This window comes from Pseudomonas sp. UMAB-40 (assembly GCF_900095275.1).
GTDB classification, from domain to species: domain Bacteria; phylum Pseudomonadota; class Gammaproteobacteria; order Pseudomonadales; family Pseudomonadaceae; genus Aquipseudomonas; species Aquipseudomonas mandelii_B.
Window position 1 is genome coordinate 157,149 of sequence record NZ_LT607562.1, and the last position, 15,670, is coordinate 172,818.

At 52.0% G+C, this 15,670-nt stretch carries 17 protein-coding genes and 1 pseudogene; 5 read left to right on the forward strand and 13 right to left on the reverse strand.

Features of this window, described 5'->3' with window-relative positions; translation table 11 throughout:
• The first annotated feature begins 124 nt into the window (after nucleotides 1-124).
• Nucleotides 125-667 carry a hypothetical protein gene (locus K0F88_RS18150; protein ID WP_219095977.1) on the forward strand — a complete coding sequence of 181 codons (543 nt, stop codon included), beginning with the start codon at nucleotides 125-127 and terminating at the stop codon, nucleotides 665-667.
• Nucleotides 668-1,306: 639 nt separating this feature from the next.
• Here K0F88_RS18150 and wrbA read toward each other — a convergent pair.
• The 8 genes from wrbA to K0F88_RS18190 all read right to left on the reverse strand — a co-directional run bounded on the left by wrbA (nucleotide 1,307) and on the right by K0F88_RS18190 (nucleotide 8,452).
• Nucleotides 1,307-1,906: an NAD(P)H:quinone oxidoreductase gene (wrbA, locus tag K0F88_RS18155; protein ID WP_219095978.1), complete on the reverse strand. Its 600-nt coding sequence runs from the start codon at nucleotides 1,904-1,906 to the stop codon at nucleotides 1,307-1,309.
• A 44-nt stretch (nucleotides 1,907-1,950) separates the two neighbouring features.
• Complete coding sequence (locus K0F88_RS18160; RefSeq protein ID WP_219095979.1) at nucleotides 1,951-2,427, reverse strand: nuclear transport factor 2 family protein; 477 nt, start codon at nucleotides 2,425-2,427, stop codon at nucleotides 1,951-1,953.
• A gap of 68 nt (nucleotides 2,428-2,495) precedes the next feature.
• A complete protein-coding gene (locus K0F88_RS18165; RefSeq protein ID WP_219095980.1) occupies nucleotides 2,496-3,128 on the reverse strand; it encodes a carbonic anhydrase in 633 nt (210 codons plus the stop codon).
• A 232-nt stretch (nucleotides 3,129-3,360) separates the two neighbouring features.
• A complete protein-coding gene (locus K0F88_RS18170; RefSeq protein ID WP_219095981.1) occupies nucleotides 3,361-4,308 on the reverse strand; it encodes a LysR family transcriptional regulator in 948 nt (315 codons plus the stop codon).
• 355 nt (nucleotides 4,309-4,663) lie between these two features.
• Nucleotides 4,664-5,056 (reverse strand): response regulator transcription factor, encoded by a 393-nt coding sequence (locus tag K0F88_RS18175; RefSeq protein WP_219095982.1) that lies wholly within the window; start codon nucleotides 5,054-5,056, stop codon nucleotides 4,664-4,666.
• A gap of 113 nt (nucleotides 5,057-5,169) precedes the next feature.
• Entirely contained in the window at nucleotides 5,170-5,805 is a 636-nt protein-coding gene (locus tag K0F88_RS18180; protein ID WP_219096016.1) for a response regulator transcription factor, read from the reverse strand.
• A 17-nt stretch (nucleotides 5,806-5,822) separates the two neighbouring features.
• Complete coding sequence (locus tag K0F88_RS18185) at nucleotides 5,823-7,661, reverse strand: PAS domain-containing sensor histidine kinase (protein WP_257605278.1); 1,839 nt, start codon at nucleotides 7,659-7,661, stop codon at nucleotides 5,823-5,825.
• Between the two features lie 191 nt (nucleotides 7,662-7,852).
• Complete coding sequence (locus K0F88_RS18190) at nucleotides 7,853-8,452, reverse strand: lecithin retinol acyltransferase family protein (RefSeq protein WP_219095983.1); 600 nt, start codon at nucleotides 8,450-8,452, stop codon at nucleotides 7,853-7,855.
• Between the two features lie 170 nt (nucleotides 8,453-8,622).
• Here K0F88_RS18190 and K0F88_RS18195 point away from each other — a divergent pair.
• Nucleotides 8,623-8,685 (forward strand): annotated as a pseudogene (locus K0F88_RS18195) (carboxymuconolactone decarboxylase family protein); the annotation flags it as partial.
• A gap of 41 nt (nucleotides 8,686-8,726) precedes the next feature.
• On the opposite strand, the gene K0F88_RS18200 reads toward K0F88_RS18195, so the two are convergent.
• Together K0F88_RS18200 and K0F88_RS18205 are read right to left on the reverse strand one after the other, a co-directional pair.
• Nucleotides 8,727-9,356: a LysE family translocator gene (locus K0F88_RS18200; RefSeq protein ID WP_219095984.1), complete on the reverse strand. Its 630-nt coding sequence runs from the start codon at nucleotides 9,354-9,356 to the stop codon at nucleotides 8,727-8,729.
• Between the two features lie 644 nt (nucleotides 9,357-10,000).
• Nucleotides 10,001-12,007, reverse strand: coding sequence for an acyltransferase family protein (locus K0F88_RS18205; RefSeq protein ID WP_219095985.1), 2,007 nt, complete (start codon nucleotides 12,005-12,007; stop codon nucleotides 10,001-10,003).
• Between the two features lie 743 nt (nucleotides 12,008-12,750).
• Between K0F88_RS18205 and K0F88_RS18210 the strand changes: the two genes are divergently transcribed.
• The 3 genes from K0F88_RS18210 to K0F88_RS18220 all read left to right on the forward strand — a co-directional run bounded on the left by K0F88_RS18210 (nucleotide 12,751) and on the right by K0F88_RS18220 (nucleotide 13,982).
• Nucleotides 12,751-13,173 (forward strand): RDD family protein, encoded by a 423-nt coding sequence (locus K0F88_RS18210; protein WP_219095986.1) that lies wholly within the window; start codon nucleotides 12,751-12,753, stop codon nucleotides 13,171-13,173.
• A 189-nt stretch (nucleotides 13,174-13,362) separates the two neighbouring features.
• Nucleotides 13,363-13,686, forward strand: coding sequence for a hypothetical protein (locus K0F88_RS18215; RefSeq protein WP_219095987.1), 324 nt, complete (start codon nucleotides 13,363-13,365; stop codon nucleotides 13,684-13,686).
• A gap of 89 nt (nucleotides 13,687-13,775) precedes the next feature.
• Entirely contained in the window at nucleotides 13,776-13,982 is a 207-nt protein-coding gene (locus K0F88_RS18220) for a hypothetical protein (protein WP_219095988.1), read from the forward strand.
• A gap of 36 nt (nucleotides 13,983-14,018) precedes the next feature.
• On the opposite strand, the gene K0F88_RS18225 is transcribed toward K0F88_RS18220, so the two are convergent.
• The 3 genes from K0F88_RS18225 to K0F88_RS18235 form a co-directional block, all read right to left on the reverse strand.
• Nucleotides 14,019-14,291: a hypothetical protein gene (locus K0F88_RS18225; protein WP_094471667.1), complete on the reverse strand. Its 273-nt coding sequence runs from the start codon at nucleotides 14,289-14,291 to the stop codon at nucleotides 14,019-14,021.
• A gap of 113 nt (nucleotides 14,292-14,404) precedes the next feature.
• The gene (locus K0F88_RS18230) at nucleotides 14,405-15,112 is read right to left on the reverse strand and encodes a metallophosphoesterase (RefSeq protein ID WP_094471668.1); all 708 of its coding nucleotides are present in this window, start codon (nucleotides 15,110-15,112) and stop codon (nucleotides 14,405-14,407) included.
• A 143-nt stretch (nucleotides 15,113-15,255) separates the two neighbouring features.
• Nucleotides 15,256-15,459 carry a hypothetical protein gene (locus tag K0F88_RS18235; protein WP_094471669.1) on the reverse strand — a complete coding sequence of 68 codons (204 nt, stop codon included), beginning with the start codon at nucleotides 15,457-15,459 and terminating at the stop codon, nucleotides 15,256-15,258.
• Nucleotides 15,460-15,670: the final 211 nt, after the last annotated feature.

Below are 15,670 nucleotides of genomic sequence, written 5' to 3' on the forward strand. Positions count from 1 at the left end.
TGGCGGTTGCCAGGTTTGTGTTGCTTGGGTGTGAAGCAATCTTCTGCGGTTTGCTCGATAGCGTCCAAGACCGATATCCAATCCTGCGCATAAGTCGTTCCTATAGATGCAGGTCGGAGCATTCATGAACGTTGAAAACTCAGAGGCGCTGCTGTTGATCCCCAACGGCTTTCCGGTGTGGATTGACGTGGCTCAGGCAAGCATTGGAGGGGCGGGGACGGCGATGCGGTTTGTATTGCCCTTACATGCTCACAACCTGCCGTTGATGCATCGTCAGGAAACCAAACTGGTGGTGGCGCTTAAGGGCGAACTGGATATTCGTGCCGGTCGACAGCGAATCGCGTTACTGCAGGAAGGCGAGGCTATAAAACTCGACCCCGGGGTCGCTCACCGCCTCCATCAGTACGGAACTGTGGCAAGCACTGTCGGTGCGGTGTTATGGCCTGGTGCGGTCGAACAAGCCTTTCGAGAGCTTGCGGTGGCCGCCCTTCAAAAGACTTATCAGCGCAGCGACATGATTGAGATTCTCGCTCGTTACGATGTGGTCTGGACCACGCAATCTCATGAGCATGATCTTGAATCGATAACGGTCCGGCCTTTCAGGGATTGGCTAAGCGATCTGCCAGAGGCATTGGCGAGGCTATTGGTGCTGCGGTGGGGAAGGTGAAGCTTTCGCCTCGATCTGGCCGACGAGGCGAAGCTTTGTGTAAGTCGCAGAGGTATAAGTCAGGGGCTGTCGTAATCTACTTCCACAGCCGTAAATTTTAGGGCGTAACGGCATGCAGTCGTCTGCCTTTGACACTTACCTGTTGGCCGATGGCGAACTCTTCGCGTGGCGAGCGCACTACTTGCTCTTCGCCTGTACTACTCCGAACGGTGTACGCGCGCTCCTCCAAACCGCTTGCTGTCTGGACCTCACGTCCTCCCAACAATCCTAATCCTGCTCCGATCAACGCTCCTAAAGGTCCGCCGACTGCACCTCCAACTAATACTCCAGTTCCTGCACCAAAGGCGGCGCCCGCTGTGGTGTCGCCGGTTTGTGAGAGGACCTCGTCGGCTCGCGTTGTACCTGCGCTGAACAGTGAAAGTCCGACAATAACGGTTAAAACACTTAGGTTTTTCATGCTGCCTCCAAATGGCAAGCACCCGGTACCTACCATGTTGATCATCATGAGCGACTGACATACATCGCTCCCTAACCTTTCTTGAACGTCAAACAACACGGGTATTGCTGTGGCACTGGCTAGCAATCACCTCAGCCAACAGGCACCTCTATGTGGGAGCCTGGGAGCCATAGGGGAAAGAGCTATTCCTTGAGTTTCGCTGCAATTTTTGCGACGTATTGCCCTTGGTGGCGAGCAATACCTAATTCACGCGGGTCCGGTTGGCGGGAGCCGTCAGCGCCCGCAATGGTGGATGCCCCATAGGGGGTACCGCCGCCTGGTTGCGATACATCGAACAAGGCTGGATCGGAATATCCGATAGGCACAATGACCATGCCGTGATGAGCAAGTGTCGTCCACGTCGAGGTGATGGTCATCTCTTGGCCACCGCCAGTACCCGTTGATGTAAAGACACTGGCGACCTTGCCAACCAGTGCTCCGCTAGCCCACAGGCCGCCGGTCTGATCGAGGAAGTTGCGCATCTGTCCTGACATATTGCCAAAGCGCGTCGGCGTGCCAAAGATGATGGCGTCGTAACCAGATAACTCGGCAGGGTTGGCTACGGGAGCCGCCTGGTCAGTCTTGCCATGTGCCGCTTTGAATGCCTCAGGATCCATGGTTTCAGGAACACGCTTTACCGTGACTTCAACCCCCGGGACGCTGCTGGCACCTTGAGCTACATGCTGCGCCATCGTTTCGATATGGCCGTACATCGAATGATAGAGAACCAGAATCTTGACCATCTTCAGTTCCTCGTTTCGCTACATCGTCTGTCGAACGCTGGTTGTTACAGGCCTAAATCAGAAAGACCTGGATGATCGTCAGGGCGACGGCCTAACGGCCAGCGAAATTTTCGCTCCGACTCTTTGATTGGCATGTCATTGACGCAGGCAAACCGATGAGCCATCAGTCCGTTTTCAGCAAACTCCCAATTCTCGTTTCCGTAAGAGCGATACCAGTTACCTGAGTCGTCGTGCCATTCGTAGGCGTAACGCACAGCGATGCGGTTATCGGTAAAAGCCCACAGCTCTTTGATCAGTCGATAGTCCAGTTCTTTGTTCCATTTGCGTGTCAAGAATGCTGCGGCCTCGGCTCGGTTTACCGCGAAGTCGACGCGATTGCGCCACCGGGTATCGGGTGTGTAGGCGAGTGAGACTTTTTCTGCATCGCGGCTGTTCCAGCCGTCCTCGGCAAGCCTGACTTTGAGAATTGCCGATTCGCGATCGAAAGGGGGCAGTGGGGGACGGGTTTCAGCTTCAGCCATGATTTTCACTCCGAACGTGTGGGGACATCGTGGTCAAGCAGGCAATGTGCTTAGGGAGCAGGTGAGCCCTATGCCGTTGTTTCTGGAAATTCCGCCAATGGAACGAATGTGTTGGTTCTGCCATCGAGCGCGACGATGGACCCTGTTTCGATGTCATAGACCCAACCATGCAGATTCAGCTTTTTCTGTTCCAGAGCCAATCTGACGCTGGGGTGGGTTTTCAGGTTGGAGAGCTGAGCGATTACATTTTCCCGAACCATTGAGCTGACACGTTCTTTGTCGGATGCGTGGGCACGAGTCGCGTTTATTACCTTGGCCGACTCCGCATAGCTCATCCAGGCCGCCACTGCGGGTAAATGATTCAATGATTTGCCACTGGAAACCGCCGTCATTGCACCGCAATCCGAGTGACCACAAATGACGATGTCATGGACCTCGAGTACCGCAACGGCATACTCGACAGAAGCGGTAACACCACCCGGCTGCGGCCCATAGGATGGAACTATGTTTCCAGCGTTGCGTATAACGAATAGCTCTCCGGGCTCTTGCTGTGTGAGTAACTCCGGAATGACTCTACTGTCGGAGCAGGTGATGAATAACGTTTCTGGATTTTGGGTAGTGGCGAGATATTTGAAAAGGTCCGTTCGCTGCGGGAACACTTCTTTTTGAAACTTGATGAAACCTTCGATGAGTGCTTTCATGTCCAAGTTCCGGTGTTAAGTGTCTGGGTGAAATTGCGGAGATCAATTCTAGAGGTCGTGCTCACTATCGTCTAAGAATCAGAGGGAGTAATGACCTGTTTGTTATGTGGGATAAATCTAATACTGTTTAACTTTCATGTTCTCAGTTTTTTGACTGAGGGACAGGTCGTGCCTTTGTTCATCAATAATTGAAATAATTAGACTGTGTTAGCCTGAATTATTGCCGGAATTTTTAAGCTGCTTCTTTTTTTGCACTTATTTCGAGCAATGTTGCACTTTTTTCGCTCAGGTAATGACTGAAGCGCGAACGAAGCCAGCGTTCGCCTGGGTCATTGTCCAGCGTGGCGCTCCACGACATGGATAGATCAAGGTCTGGAAGCGACATCGGAACGGGGTCGGCACGTAAACCACCTTGCCGTGTCATGGCCTTGGCGACGTAATCGGGTACTACGGCCAACATCTGCGTGTCCTCAAGCAGTGATTTAAGCGCGCTATATTGCGGAACAGCCAGGACGATCTGACGTTGCCGCCCCAGGGATCCCAATGCTCGGTCAATGTAATCGGATGCTTCGCCGTTGACCGAAACAGAGACGTGTGGGCGATTACAGTACTCGTTGAGATCCAGAGGACCCGCCATGGTGTTGGCGCTTAAAACCGTGTGGCGGATGCTGCGCAGGAATTTTCGTTTGGCATTGGCGGGGAGTTCGCGGCAATGGCATACGCCCAGTGACACCTCGCCTGTCGCCAGCTGATTGGCCAGCAATGAGTGGTCGGTACGACGCACGACAAAACTGACTTGAGGCGCTTCCATACGCAGGTGGCGCAGCAGGCCAGGCAGCAACGAGTATTCAATATCATCCGAAAGACCAATTCTGAACACGCTGCTACTGGTCAGGGGATCGAATTCATTCATGTTGCTCAGCGCAGCCGCCATGGTGTCCAGGGCAGGGGTCAAGGTGAGTTGTATTTCAAATGCTCTGCTCGTCGGCTCCATGCTTCTACCCATGCGTATGAACAGCGGGTCATCGAAAAACTGACGCAGTCGATTCAAGGAGGCACTGATCGCCGATTGGCAGAGAAACAATTTCTCACCGGCACGGGTAAGATTTCGTTCGTGCATCAGCGTTTCGAAAACGATCAAAAGACTGAAGTCGATTTTGCGCAGATCGTTTCTGTTCATCGTCATCACCAAAAGGGCTGCGGCCCGCCATTGTGCTTCAGTGCGCAAGAGCGATGTTCAATGGACATCTGACTCGTTGCCTATGAGCCTCTAAGCGGACGGTAGTAATCAACTAAATTACTCGGCTTTGAAGGCCGGTATTTAATTGAAGTGCCGCTTTCGTTGGCTTGGTTGTAGTGTGAATGATGAAGACTTAATTAGCACTTCTACGTAGGTTTCACCTGTCTAAGGTATAAGTGGTAGGGGCTAATACTTGAGTATAGGTGTGTTAGTTAAGCAGGGTGGGTGGCGGCAGAATAGAGATAATCAGTATTTTTAGTTGAGCCGTGGGGTTTGACAGGGCGCATCGCGGTTGTCAGTTTACGATAAAGCCTGCCTCTCTATTTCTCAGGATTTGCTCAATACAGTCAATCATCACTTGTCCGTCAAATGGTTTGCTGAGAAAGCAGATCGCTCCCGCAGATGTTGCACGTTTGCGAACCGACTCCTCCGGGTAGGCGGTGATGAAAATAATGGGGATGTCGTGCCCTTTACTAAGGAGTTCCGATTGCAGATCGAGGCCAGTCATGCCCGGCATTTGAATGTCCGAGATCAGGCAGTCCGTGCCGTAGCTTTTGGCGCAGGCGAGAAAATCTTCGGCACAGGAAAAAAGACTGGGTTCACAGCCCATCGAGCGCACCAGGCTGCTAAGTGCGATTCGGCCAGATTCGTCATCGTCGACAATGGAAATTACAGGGACTTTATTCATTGTGCAGATCCTGGCGCGGCATCAATGGATTCGAAACAGCTGAAAAGCTATCGCGCCCATTCCACTCTATTTGCCAATAGCCTTAAAAGAAATCATACACACGTATGTGTTGCTCAGCGTTTTGATCCGATCCCCAGGGCTTGTGCCATTCGAACCAGGTCTGCAAACGACTTTGCGTGCATTTTTTTCATCACATGCCCGCGATGGATTTTGACGGTGATTTCACTCAGATTCAGTTCTCCCGCAATCTGTTTATTCATCAGACCCTTGGCTGCGTGGGCCATGACTTCTCGCTCACGGGCTGTCAGCGTCTGGTAGCAGTTGCGCATTTCGGCGTCCTGCTGGTCGATTTCCCGGCGCTTGGCATCCCTGTGGTGCGCAGCGGCGACGGCATCCAGCAAATCCTGGTCGCGGAACGGTTTGACCAAAAAATCCACGGCCCCGGCTTTCATCGCCTTGACTGACATGGCGATGTCGCCATGACCCGAGATAAAGATGATGGGCAATGCGATCTTCGATTCCACTAACTGATGCTGGAACTCCAGGCCACTGGCGCCTTGGAGCCGAACATCGAGGACCAGACAGCTGGGCGCATCGGGATCGGGCAGTTGCAGAAACTCTGTCGGCGAGGCAAAGGTCTGCACTTGAAGCCCGACCGAACGAAAGAGACTACTGAGCGCTTCGCGCATGGGGGCCTCGTCATCTATCACAAAGACAACAGGGCCCTTGTCCATGGACCCCTTATCCATGGAAGAAATATCTTCGTTCACGCAGATTCCTCATTGCTGGAGGGGAAGGACAAGTGGAATGTCGCGCCTTCCCCTGCTTCACTCGTTGCCCATATACGGCCGCCATGGGCATCAATGATCGATCGACAAATGGATAATCCCATTCCCATTCCGTCGGGTTTGGTGGTGTAGAAAGCATTGAAGAGTTTGGGCATGCTTTGCGGCGAAATACCGGGGCCGCTGTCTTTGATATCAACACACACTTCGCCTGCATCAGAACGTCGAAGGCTTACATGGAGCGTGCGATGTTTACCTTTGGTATTGGCCATTGCCTGCACACCATTCATGATCAGATTGATGATGACCTGCTGGAGTTGGACGCGGTCACCAATAATCTTGGCTGCCTCGGTATCGTATTGATGGTCTAGCACAATTTTGTTCCGTCTGACCTCCCTATCGACCAGCGCCAATGACTCTTCTATGACCTCCTGGAGATCAACCGGGACGCTTTGAGGATCGGTCTTGCGTGACATGGCCCGGATACGCCGAATCACCTCGCTCGCTCGATGGGTCTCGCTCATCATCCGCTCCATCGCACTGCGCACTTCGTCGATGTTTGGCTCCTCGCGATTCAACCAGCGCAAACCGGCCGTGCCATTGGTGGTCACGGCGGCCAGGGGCTGGTTGACCTCATGGGCGATCGATGCGGCCAGTTCACCCAGCGTAGTAATCCGGGTCACGTGAGCCAGTTCGGTTTGCGAACGATGCAGTGCTTCCTCCGCCATTTTTGCGTCCGTGACATCCATCAGCGCCCCGATGTATTCAAAATTCCCCGTGGCATCCTGAACGGGATGAGCGAGCATTTGCACATGCTTGATTCGCCCGTCGGCCATCAACAGCCGATACTCCACTTTGATGTGAGGCTCTTTCTGGTAAGCATGCTTGATCGACGCTTTGACCAGATCCAGATCATCCGGATGGGTTTTTTTCAGGACGCTGGACAGCAGCGGTTCCTCGTCGTCGCCGAATTCGAATATCCGCCGGGCCTCGTCGGACCAATACATCTCGCCGCTTGGGATTTTCAGACCAATGCTTCCGGTCTGACTCAGCCATTGAGCACCGGCCAGAAATGCTTCGCTGCGCCGCAGGGCATTGATGGCCCTTTTTTGCTCGGTGATGTCGTTGTGGGTGGCCAAAACTGCTTTTGGCTGATTGCTCTCGTCCCGTGACAGAGAGCAACGACTGACAACTGTCACAGCCGTTCCGTCGCATCGGTGTTCCACAACCTCGCCTTCCCATCGGCCGGTTTCTATCAGCGAGTTCATCACCTTTTCCCAGGTGAGCGTCAGTTGAGGCCGCAGAAGTGTTCGAAAGTCCTGACCGATGGCTTGCGCCCTGGACCAGCCATACAAGGCTTCGGCACCTGGGCTCCACGTAGTGATGATGCCATTCATGTCTCGAACGATGATGGCGTCGTGGGTTTGCGCGAGCATCCGCACCTGCTCCTGCAACTCGTCATTGGCTGCTTTGTTTTTCAGTGCCAGTAAGGTGGTGATACCGATCGCGGACAGGCTGACCAGGCAACGGGCGAACGCGGAGCTATTGAAGTCGCTGCCATGGGAAAGAAAAAAAGCGGCCAACGTCAATCCAAAGCAAGAGAGCGAAACGCCAATCACACCTTTACGGGAAAACAGGTTCACCGACATCAGAATCACGGCGACGTAGAGCACCGCTATGGCGATATGGATGGACGTGAGTGTGTCGATGATGAAGATGGCGCCTGCAAGCGTAGCAGCGCCAAATCTCTGGAGGAGCGTATGAGGGGCAGGGTGCTCGGGATTTTCTACAGCTACCGTCGGTTCAATTGAGATTTTCATATCAATCAATAGGCCTGCTGGAAATGCAATTCATCACGGGTGATTGCAGTGAACACCCATGGTGAAAATGCAGCAAGCAAAACCCATATCGGATAGCGCAGCGTGTTGGTTCGTACCGACATACGACGTCGTACTCGTATTCCTATACGTGAATACAGTTAACGTAAAGTTGGGGAAGCGTACGACAGAGACTAAGCAATCAAACCCGTCCTCGACGAGAAGATCATGCGCACCAGGCTGAAAGGGCGATGGAGATACTCGGCAACTTGTGCGCTGTAGCTATTGCCGTTGATGCACCAATTGCAAAAGTGTTCGCAGTTGTTTGACAGGATTTTGTACTGTGATTCTCCGACTCTCGACAGGGCCCGTACAATGATCTCGTCGCTGGAAAAGGCGCATTGTTCCTCATGCACCCAAATGGCACTGCCGTTGCCGAAGCGATCCAGGTCAGTGATTTCAATCGGGCCGGCTTGCAGCGATGCGCTCAATCCAGAGTAATGAGCGACCTTGCCATCGCCAAGGTAGATGCCGTGATGAACATAAAACTTGCGCGGGCTTACAAGGTGCGATCCTGCGCTCAGGCGATCAGCGTCGCGGACTATGAAGGCTGCATGCTTTGAGTGTGCTTCCAATGGTGTTGGCGCACTATTGGCGTTGCAGGCAGGGGATCCATTTTCAAAAAACGGGTCATTCACGCTTGATCCACATTCCATATTGACGGCTGCCGAGTTCAAATAGATCGAACCCAGGGAGGAGACAATGCCAATTGTTTTCATCAGTAGCTTGTTCATGATGAAGTCCTCTGGAACCTTTGAAAATAGAGTAACTTTCCAGAGAGAAATAATCAGTCGTGCATAGGTGTGTAGCCGATAGTCACTTTATATGTGGGTCTCATACTTCAGTATTATTCGGGGCGCCGATCGAGTTCGAATCGATGATTCATCAGAGAATCACCCGTAATCATGGTGGTGATTTCTGTGTAGCAGGCCACACCGCGGTGGCGTTGAACAAAGCGAAGCTGCCGGTACCGCAGTAGTCATATGAAAGCGCTTTGATGATTAAGCCCTAGGCTTGTTGCACCAATGCCAGTCGCACGGAAAACCCGATGAGCAGCGTACCGAATAGCCATTGCTGAATGCGTTGCGCCAGCACGCTTCGATTCAGCCATCGGCCTACCCAGGCGCTGGCGGTTGCAAAAATGCTGTCGAATACAAGCCCTGTAATCACGAGAACGATGCCTAACACTGCAAATTGCTCCCATACCGAAGAACGGCTGGGCTCGATGAATTGCGGTAGCAATATCGAGCTGAACAGTAGCGCTTTCGGATTGAGCAGGTTGGTCAAAAGACCTCGCCGGAAAGCCACCTTCATAGAAGACGATGCAACGGGTTTCTCAAGAACTGCTGGTGAGCTTTGCGGGCGACTTTTGAACATGTGTAACCCTATCCAGAGCAAATAAGCAGCGCCTGCATATTTAACGATATCAAACGTCCAAGGTAGAGCTTTGAACATCGTCGCCAACCCCAATGCGGTCAATGTGACGTGGCAGGCTCGAGCGAGGGCAAGGCCGAGTGCCGTTGCCATTGCGGCAGTCCGGCCTTGTTTCGCTCCGGTTTGCAGTAGCAGGATCATGTCCGGACCGGGCATTAAAAAGATCATAGAGAGGGCTAATAGATACAGCGCTTTATCTTCCATTCTGGAGCAGCTCAGTGACAGATGAGGGAGATAAATTCTAGGTCCAAGGGGGAGGGCAGGTGGTTGCGTATTCAACCCAATACTGGCGTTGTTTTGGCAGTTTATGCCGATAGAGCTTTATAGAAGGCTTGTGCATGCCAAATTATTGAAATCCACGATAAAGCTCGATAGCTTTGATCGAGGAATGCTCGCGGCCTTGCAAGGAGATGGTCGATTGACCAGCGCACATGTGGCTGAAGAGATATCTTCCAGGCCAATTCGTTCATCCGGTGCATCATGGTTGGATTCCCATCCTCTTGAAGTCTGCCCCCTCCTGTTCCCGGCAACCGGTGTTGACCTTGAACATCGGCATGATCGCTGGGGCGATTCTCAGGTGATGAGCATCCGAAGCTTCTGATGAGCGCTATCTCAACTCATAAGCCCCGAAGTGACCTCGGTGTTAGTCAATCCAGTTGAAACGCCAAAGTCTTCCTCGCGGAAAATCTGGATGTCGCTCAAATCCTTAATTGATTTGATTCCGAGCGAATCGTCGTGAACAACTATCCCCCTCCCCATTGTTCTATTCGATTTTCTACTACCCAAGTCACCAGCACCCTGAGGTGCTGGATGATTGTTTATAGAAGAGAGATGTTGTTTAGTCTCGATTAGTCGCCGGTCACCAATTTCACTAGAAGTTTTTTTGCAAGGAAGTCAGATGCCACCGGAGTTAAGTGTCCATAGTCCCAACTCGTGATGCCTGTTTTGATATCATCACCCAAATAGGTCATGCAACCATTTTCATTGCAAAAAATGCTTATTATGTCCGCGAAAATTGCTCCCGAAGGAATTTGGTTGTTTTTTAATGAGTTATTCTTTTCAAGAACTGAATGATCTAATCCAATCAGTGTAAATCGAGGGGTTTTTACCCACAGGGATTTAACTATGGTTTTAGGGAGTTCAGTGGCCCAGTGAGGCGTTGGTCCGGTGAAAATGACTCGTTTTACTCCTGTTTTTTTGAGTAAATCGAAAATACGTCGTAGCGTCTCGGGGGCGTGATTTGCATTTTGGCCTACTATAACTACATCTGGAATAACTGATTTTATTTGCTCAACAGCAAACCAGTTTGATTGGGCACAATAATCGGTTTTTGAGGGTGCAGATTCATCAGGAGACGCAGGGCAACCCGAACTGGCGACTTGTAGTATTTCCCAGTTTTTAGGAAGTTCTTTCTTTAAGCCAGAGTAAAGTTGTTGGGCGTGCGAGTCACCCCAAATGAATAGTGATTTGCTATCGGGATTTTGTTTTTGGTAACAGCTTTTGTTTATTTCTTTAACAGGGGCATTAGTGGACTCGCCATTGAGGTACGCCGCCGCATCATAAAATTCGCAGTCGACACGAAAATTTTCTTTTATATTCAGCGTTGTGAAGTACTTTCGTTCCGGCAAGGAGTTTTCAAAATAATCAGAAAATTCTGCACGGTCGCTTAAGCGGAATTTGAAGCCATCGTTAGCGTATGTAATATATCCAGTGAGGCCGGTAATTAGCATGAGCCCGGTAAGGATGATGGTTTTTATGTTTCCCTTGCCTCCATGACGCAATGGCTGTTCGATGTATTTATACGTTAACCAGGCCAGCAGCACAGCAACCGAAACTGCTAGCATTCGAGTAGCAGGTTTTTCAACGCCACCTTCAATTATGTGAACAAATGACAGGAGCGGCCAATGCCAAAGATACAATGGAAAACTGATAAGCCCGAGCCAAACTAAAATTTTATTGGAGAGTACTATTCTATTGAACGATGTGAATGGGCCGGCGGCAATGATCAGTGCTGCACCTGTCGTAGGCAGTAGTGCCCACCATCCCGGAAAGTGGTCGCCCTTGGTGGTTAGTGTAAATGCTGAAACAAGACACGCGAGACCAATGAACGACTGAATATTTCTAATGCGAGGGCCACTGACTCCCCTCCATTTCGGGAATAGCTGGCTCTTGTACATGGTTACGTAGGCCAGAAATGAACCGATCAAAAGCTCCCAAAATCTGGTTTGTGGTGAATAAAATGTCGCTACTGGATCAACCGTTATGTTTATGATATTTAATGCTAGGGATGCGCAGCCTACTAATATGATCAAGATCAGTGTGTTTAATCTCGTCTTGAAGGCCGCCCATATCATCAAAGGCCATATTAGATAAAACTGTTCTTCAATTCCAAGTGACCATAGGTGTATGAGTGGCTTCGTGTCGGCACTGTTGTCAAAGTAGCCGGCCTCGCCACGCAGGACAAAGTTTGAAATAAATGCAGATCCACCAGCAATATGTTTTCCAAGTTGAGTGTACTCATCGGCAAGCAGTACGAACCAGCCGACTATCAAGGTTGATATTAATACGAGCAAAAGTGCCGGAAAAATTCGATTGATACGACGGCTATAAAAGTTAATGAAGCTGAATTTGTTGTTTTCCAGATTGCCAAGAATAATGGTGGAAATTAGAAATCCTGAAATGACGAAGAATTCATCTACGCCGACAAATCCGCCCTTTATAAGTGATGGGAACGCATGAAATGCGACTACAGACAAGACTGCGATTGCGCGCAGGCCGTCTATGTCCGGTCTGTATTTTGGGTGACTGAAATGCTGATCAATCGCCGGCTGTGGCGATTCTGATAGAGAGGTCATTGCTGTTCGCGGGTCCGTCTAATTAGTAATCCCCTGCTTGGGCGCCGAGCATAGTACCAGCCCCAAAGCCAATCCTGCCCCGAGTGAGAATTTTTTTGCCTGGAGAAGCAATTGCAAGACGAGGCCATGGTGGAGTGAGGTTTTTGCTGACGTATGCCAGAAGCCATATCAGTTCAACTGCTGGAAGAAGAACGACCCTAATTATTCGTACCTCTACGGGTGTATACGGGTCCAGCCATTCCCGGGCTAGCTCAGGCGAAGTGTCGCCGGCCGCCGGTCGTGGATGACCACCACAAGCCGCGCGTGGCGGCAGAAGGTGGGGAGGGCCAGATGGGCTCTTTGGCTTTTGCGATCGCTTCCGTCAGCCTTATCTGTGTTTCGTTTCCGAAGAGGGCGGCTGCATCCGGTTGATCACGGCCCATCTTCGACCGCCGCAGACGACAGCTCTGACGCTGCCGAGATGAGATGTTCATCTGTCGGGCTATGGCAGGCGAAATAACCATCGATGTTTTCGAGGAAAAGGTTTTCCTCGCTGTGCCTGCCGATGAGGGGTACTCAATACTTCATGCGGTGGTGAACAGCCTGCCAGTCTGCAATTGCTTGGCGACAAGCACAGACGGGGGGGGCGTACAGGCGGGTTTGATAATCAGGCCCAATATTTTTAAGCGCTTCGGTCGGGCGCGCTAAATATTGTTTGGGCTGCGCCGATATCTCTAATCCATATACCAACGGAGTGCCAGCGCATGGAAGTAAGCAATACCCAAGGCGAGTATCAGAAGCCCAAGAACCTGGCCGGTCTGGGGCGTCGGTGGGGAGGTCAAATGATTGACTCCGTAATCACTGTATTTTTCTTTTTCTTCGTAGGGCGATCAGCCGATTTTGTGGGCTTGCCGTCTACCGTGGTCGGCGCGCTCGCTCTCGGCTCAGGCGTGGCGTATTACCTGTTTTCCGATGCAATGCCGAACGGGCAAAGCCTTGGCAAAAAGTTGTTGGGCATGTCAGTGATTGATGAGCGCAGTTCCCTCAGCTGTAATCTCTATCAATCTTTCATGCGAAACATCACGACGCCTTTCCTGAGTATTTTTGACTGGGTATTCATTTTTTTCGGCTCACGGAAACGCTTGGGCGACATGCTCGCATCGACGATCGTGATTCGGTCCAAGTAAATATGAATGCAATGGTCACTCGTTTCAGGATGAGGAAGAATCATGCGGAGTTTGCAGATGCGACGCTGTCCGAGTCGTAGTTGCGATTTAATGGTCGTAAATTGCGCTTCGGCCGCGCTCCAGCTAAGCCAAGAAGGGCGCAATGTGTAAGCTAGACCGGCATCAAACGAGGACTAATTGGGGCATCAAATGGAATTGAAGGTAGGCACGCTTCAAATTGCGAGTCTCTTGCTGGCGGTGCTTCTCTTTGGTTGTAGCAGTGCCCCAAAGCAAAAGACTGAATTCGAGAAGCAGATCGACGCGGTGCCAAAGCCCACGACCGAAGCTGACCGACTGGTGCAATGCAAGAACCTGAGCAGCATGTATCTTTTCGAGGTGCTGGACGCTGGCGCCACGGTAAGTGCTTCGTCACTATTCCAGTCCCGGGAGCCTTCGAGGGCCATAGCAATCTATCAGCGTATGATCGCGATAAGCTGCACCAGAGCGCAAAGACAGCCGTGGTTGGCGTTATAAGCTCAACGGATCAGATCAAATGTGTTGAGTGGCCGAAACGCTTGAGCTAGCAACTGAAGACAAACACCGCCGGGCAGAAGGGTTACTCAATGCTGAAGAAACAGCCGGAAAGCAAAGCAGCGACTGCTGCTGAAATCGAGCGCTCAATCCAGGCCCTGAACAAAATGGCAGAACGCCTTTGGGGAGAAGGCCGGGAAGTTGAGGCGAAAGCCCTCCTCGATGCCCTGGATTCGCTAAACCGGGCACTGGACCGAATCAGGATTGGCGAAAGTCGCAGGGTTGTGACGCTCCATTAATCCGGTCGAATCAACCGGCGGCCCAGGGCTCACCGCTTACTGCTTCGGCTCAGTTTCTTCATTGCCCGAGCCACTCGAGCTAGCAGCATCTTTTTCCATCTCCGCCGACTCCGCACCAGAATTAGACCCCGCAGCTTCCTCACCCTTTTTGTCAGCCTTTTCCTTGTTGGACTCACCTCCTTGGTTAAGGCCCGGAAGAGCACTCGGTGGAATTGTAGCGTCCTCCGTGACCTTCTCGGCCGCGAGCGAGTAGAGCGAGCAGGCCGACAGGAGTCCCGCGAGTGTAAGAGCGGCAATTTTGCTGTTCATGGTTTGCGCCTACCGTGCGAGTGGATGTATGCATTTGAAGTGCGAGGAGGGTGAACGTGCTGATGCCAGGACGAGCGGTATAAGGGAGTGATACTTGAATTGACAAAAAACCGTCAAGCCGCGGCTTCGAGCGAATCGAGATCCAAAAGGGTGAAGTGACCCACATCCGGCTTCCAGCCAGCCGTGTCGATATGAATCACATTGCCAAGCCTGACGGGCTGACGAATGGGTGTATGCCCAACGACCAGCGCGCGCAATCCCTCAACGCCCTGCATCTCCCGCTGTTCGAGTCGGCTTCGTGACCACATGCAGCGGTTCTGCACCTGCATCAGGTGCTGGCTGCTGACGGGCGATTCCAGTTCCCCAAGCAGTTGCCCCCATGATGGAAATGGACAATCGGCATGCACGATGCCGATCAGGCCTTGTGCTGTTTCGACTTCGATTGCGATAGGCAACCCGGCGAACTTCGCGGCGAACTCTTTCTGTTCGGACAGCGACAGTTCCGTAAACCATAGGCCGCCGTTGAAGATCCAGCTATCGACATCGCAGGTATTGAAGTGAACCACGTAGTCATCATGATTGCCGCACACTGGGTAGAACCACGGCTTGTCCAGCCAATCGAGCGCGTCACGGCATTCGGGCCCGCGGTCAATCAGGTCGCCAACGCTGAACAAGCGATCGACCAAGGGGTTGAACCTGGCTGCATTCAGCGCAACCTGCAACCGAGTGAAGTGGCCATGTATGTCGCCGACAGCGAAATCTCGGCCAACCGTGTTTGCGGCGAAGCGCTTCACCCGCGTCACCTCTGAGATTTCGAACATGACAGTGCCTCATCCGCCAATCGCCGGCGAGCTCGTGGTCAGTTGAGTTTAGGTTGCGTCGGCGAAAATCGTCGGCAAGGGCTTCATATGGTCACTAAAGGAAAACCCGGCCATTGCGCCGGGTTTTTTCGTCAGGGCCTACGTTAGTAACCAGCCGCCTGGGCAATGTGGTTGTCCTGCGCCACGGCGATGAAGTGCAGTGGGACGTGCGGTTTTTCATCACTGGTGCGGATTTCGACGCTACCGACTACTTGAAGGTGTCGCTCACTCAGCCCGGTCGACTCTTCTGCCTTTGCCATAGCCATTTTTCTCGCGTGGTTCGCTGCGATTTCATTGAGAGTTGACACGTTACATCTCCGGGGGGACTGACCAAGCGTTAATTAGATGGCCTCCGCGTCAGAATTACGTCGTTCTGGGGCTGCCAAGACCGGCTTGTGCAATCCCTAAGCCAGACAGGGCCGCCGATTACGCGCCGGGTTTTGATATACGACGAATGGTTGTCGCGGACAAAAAAACCTCAACTTGACCCGGCGCCTCCCACCAACTAAACCTTATGCC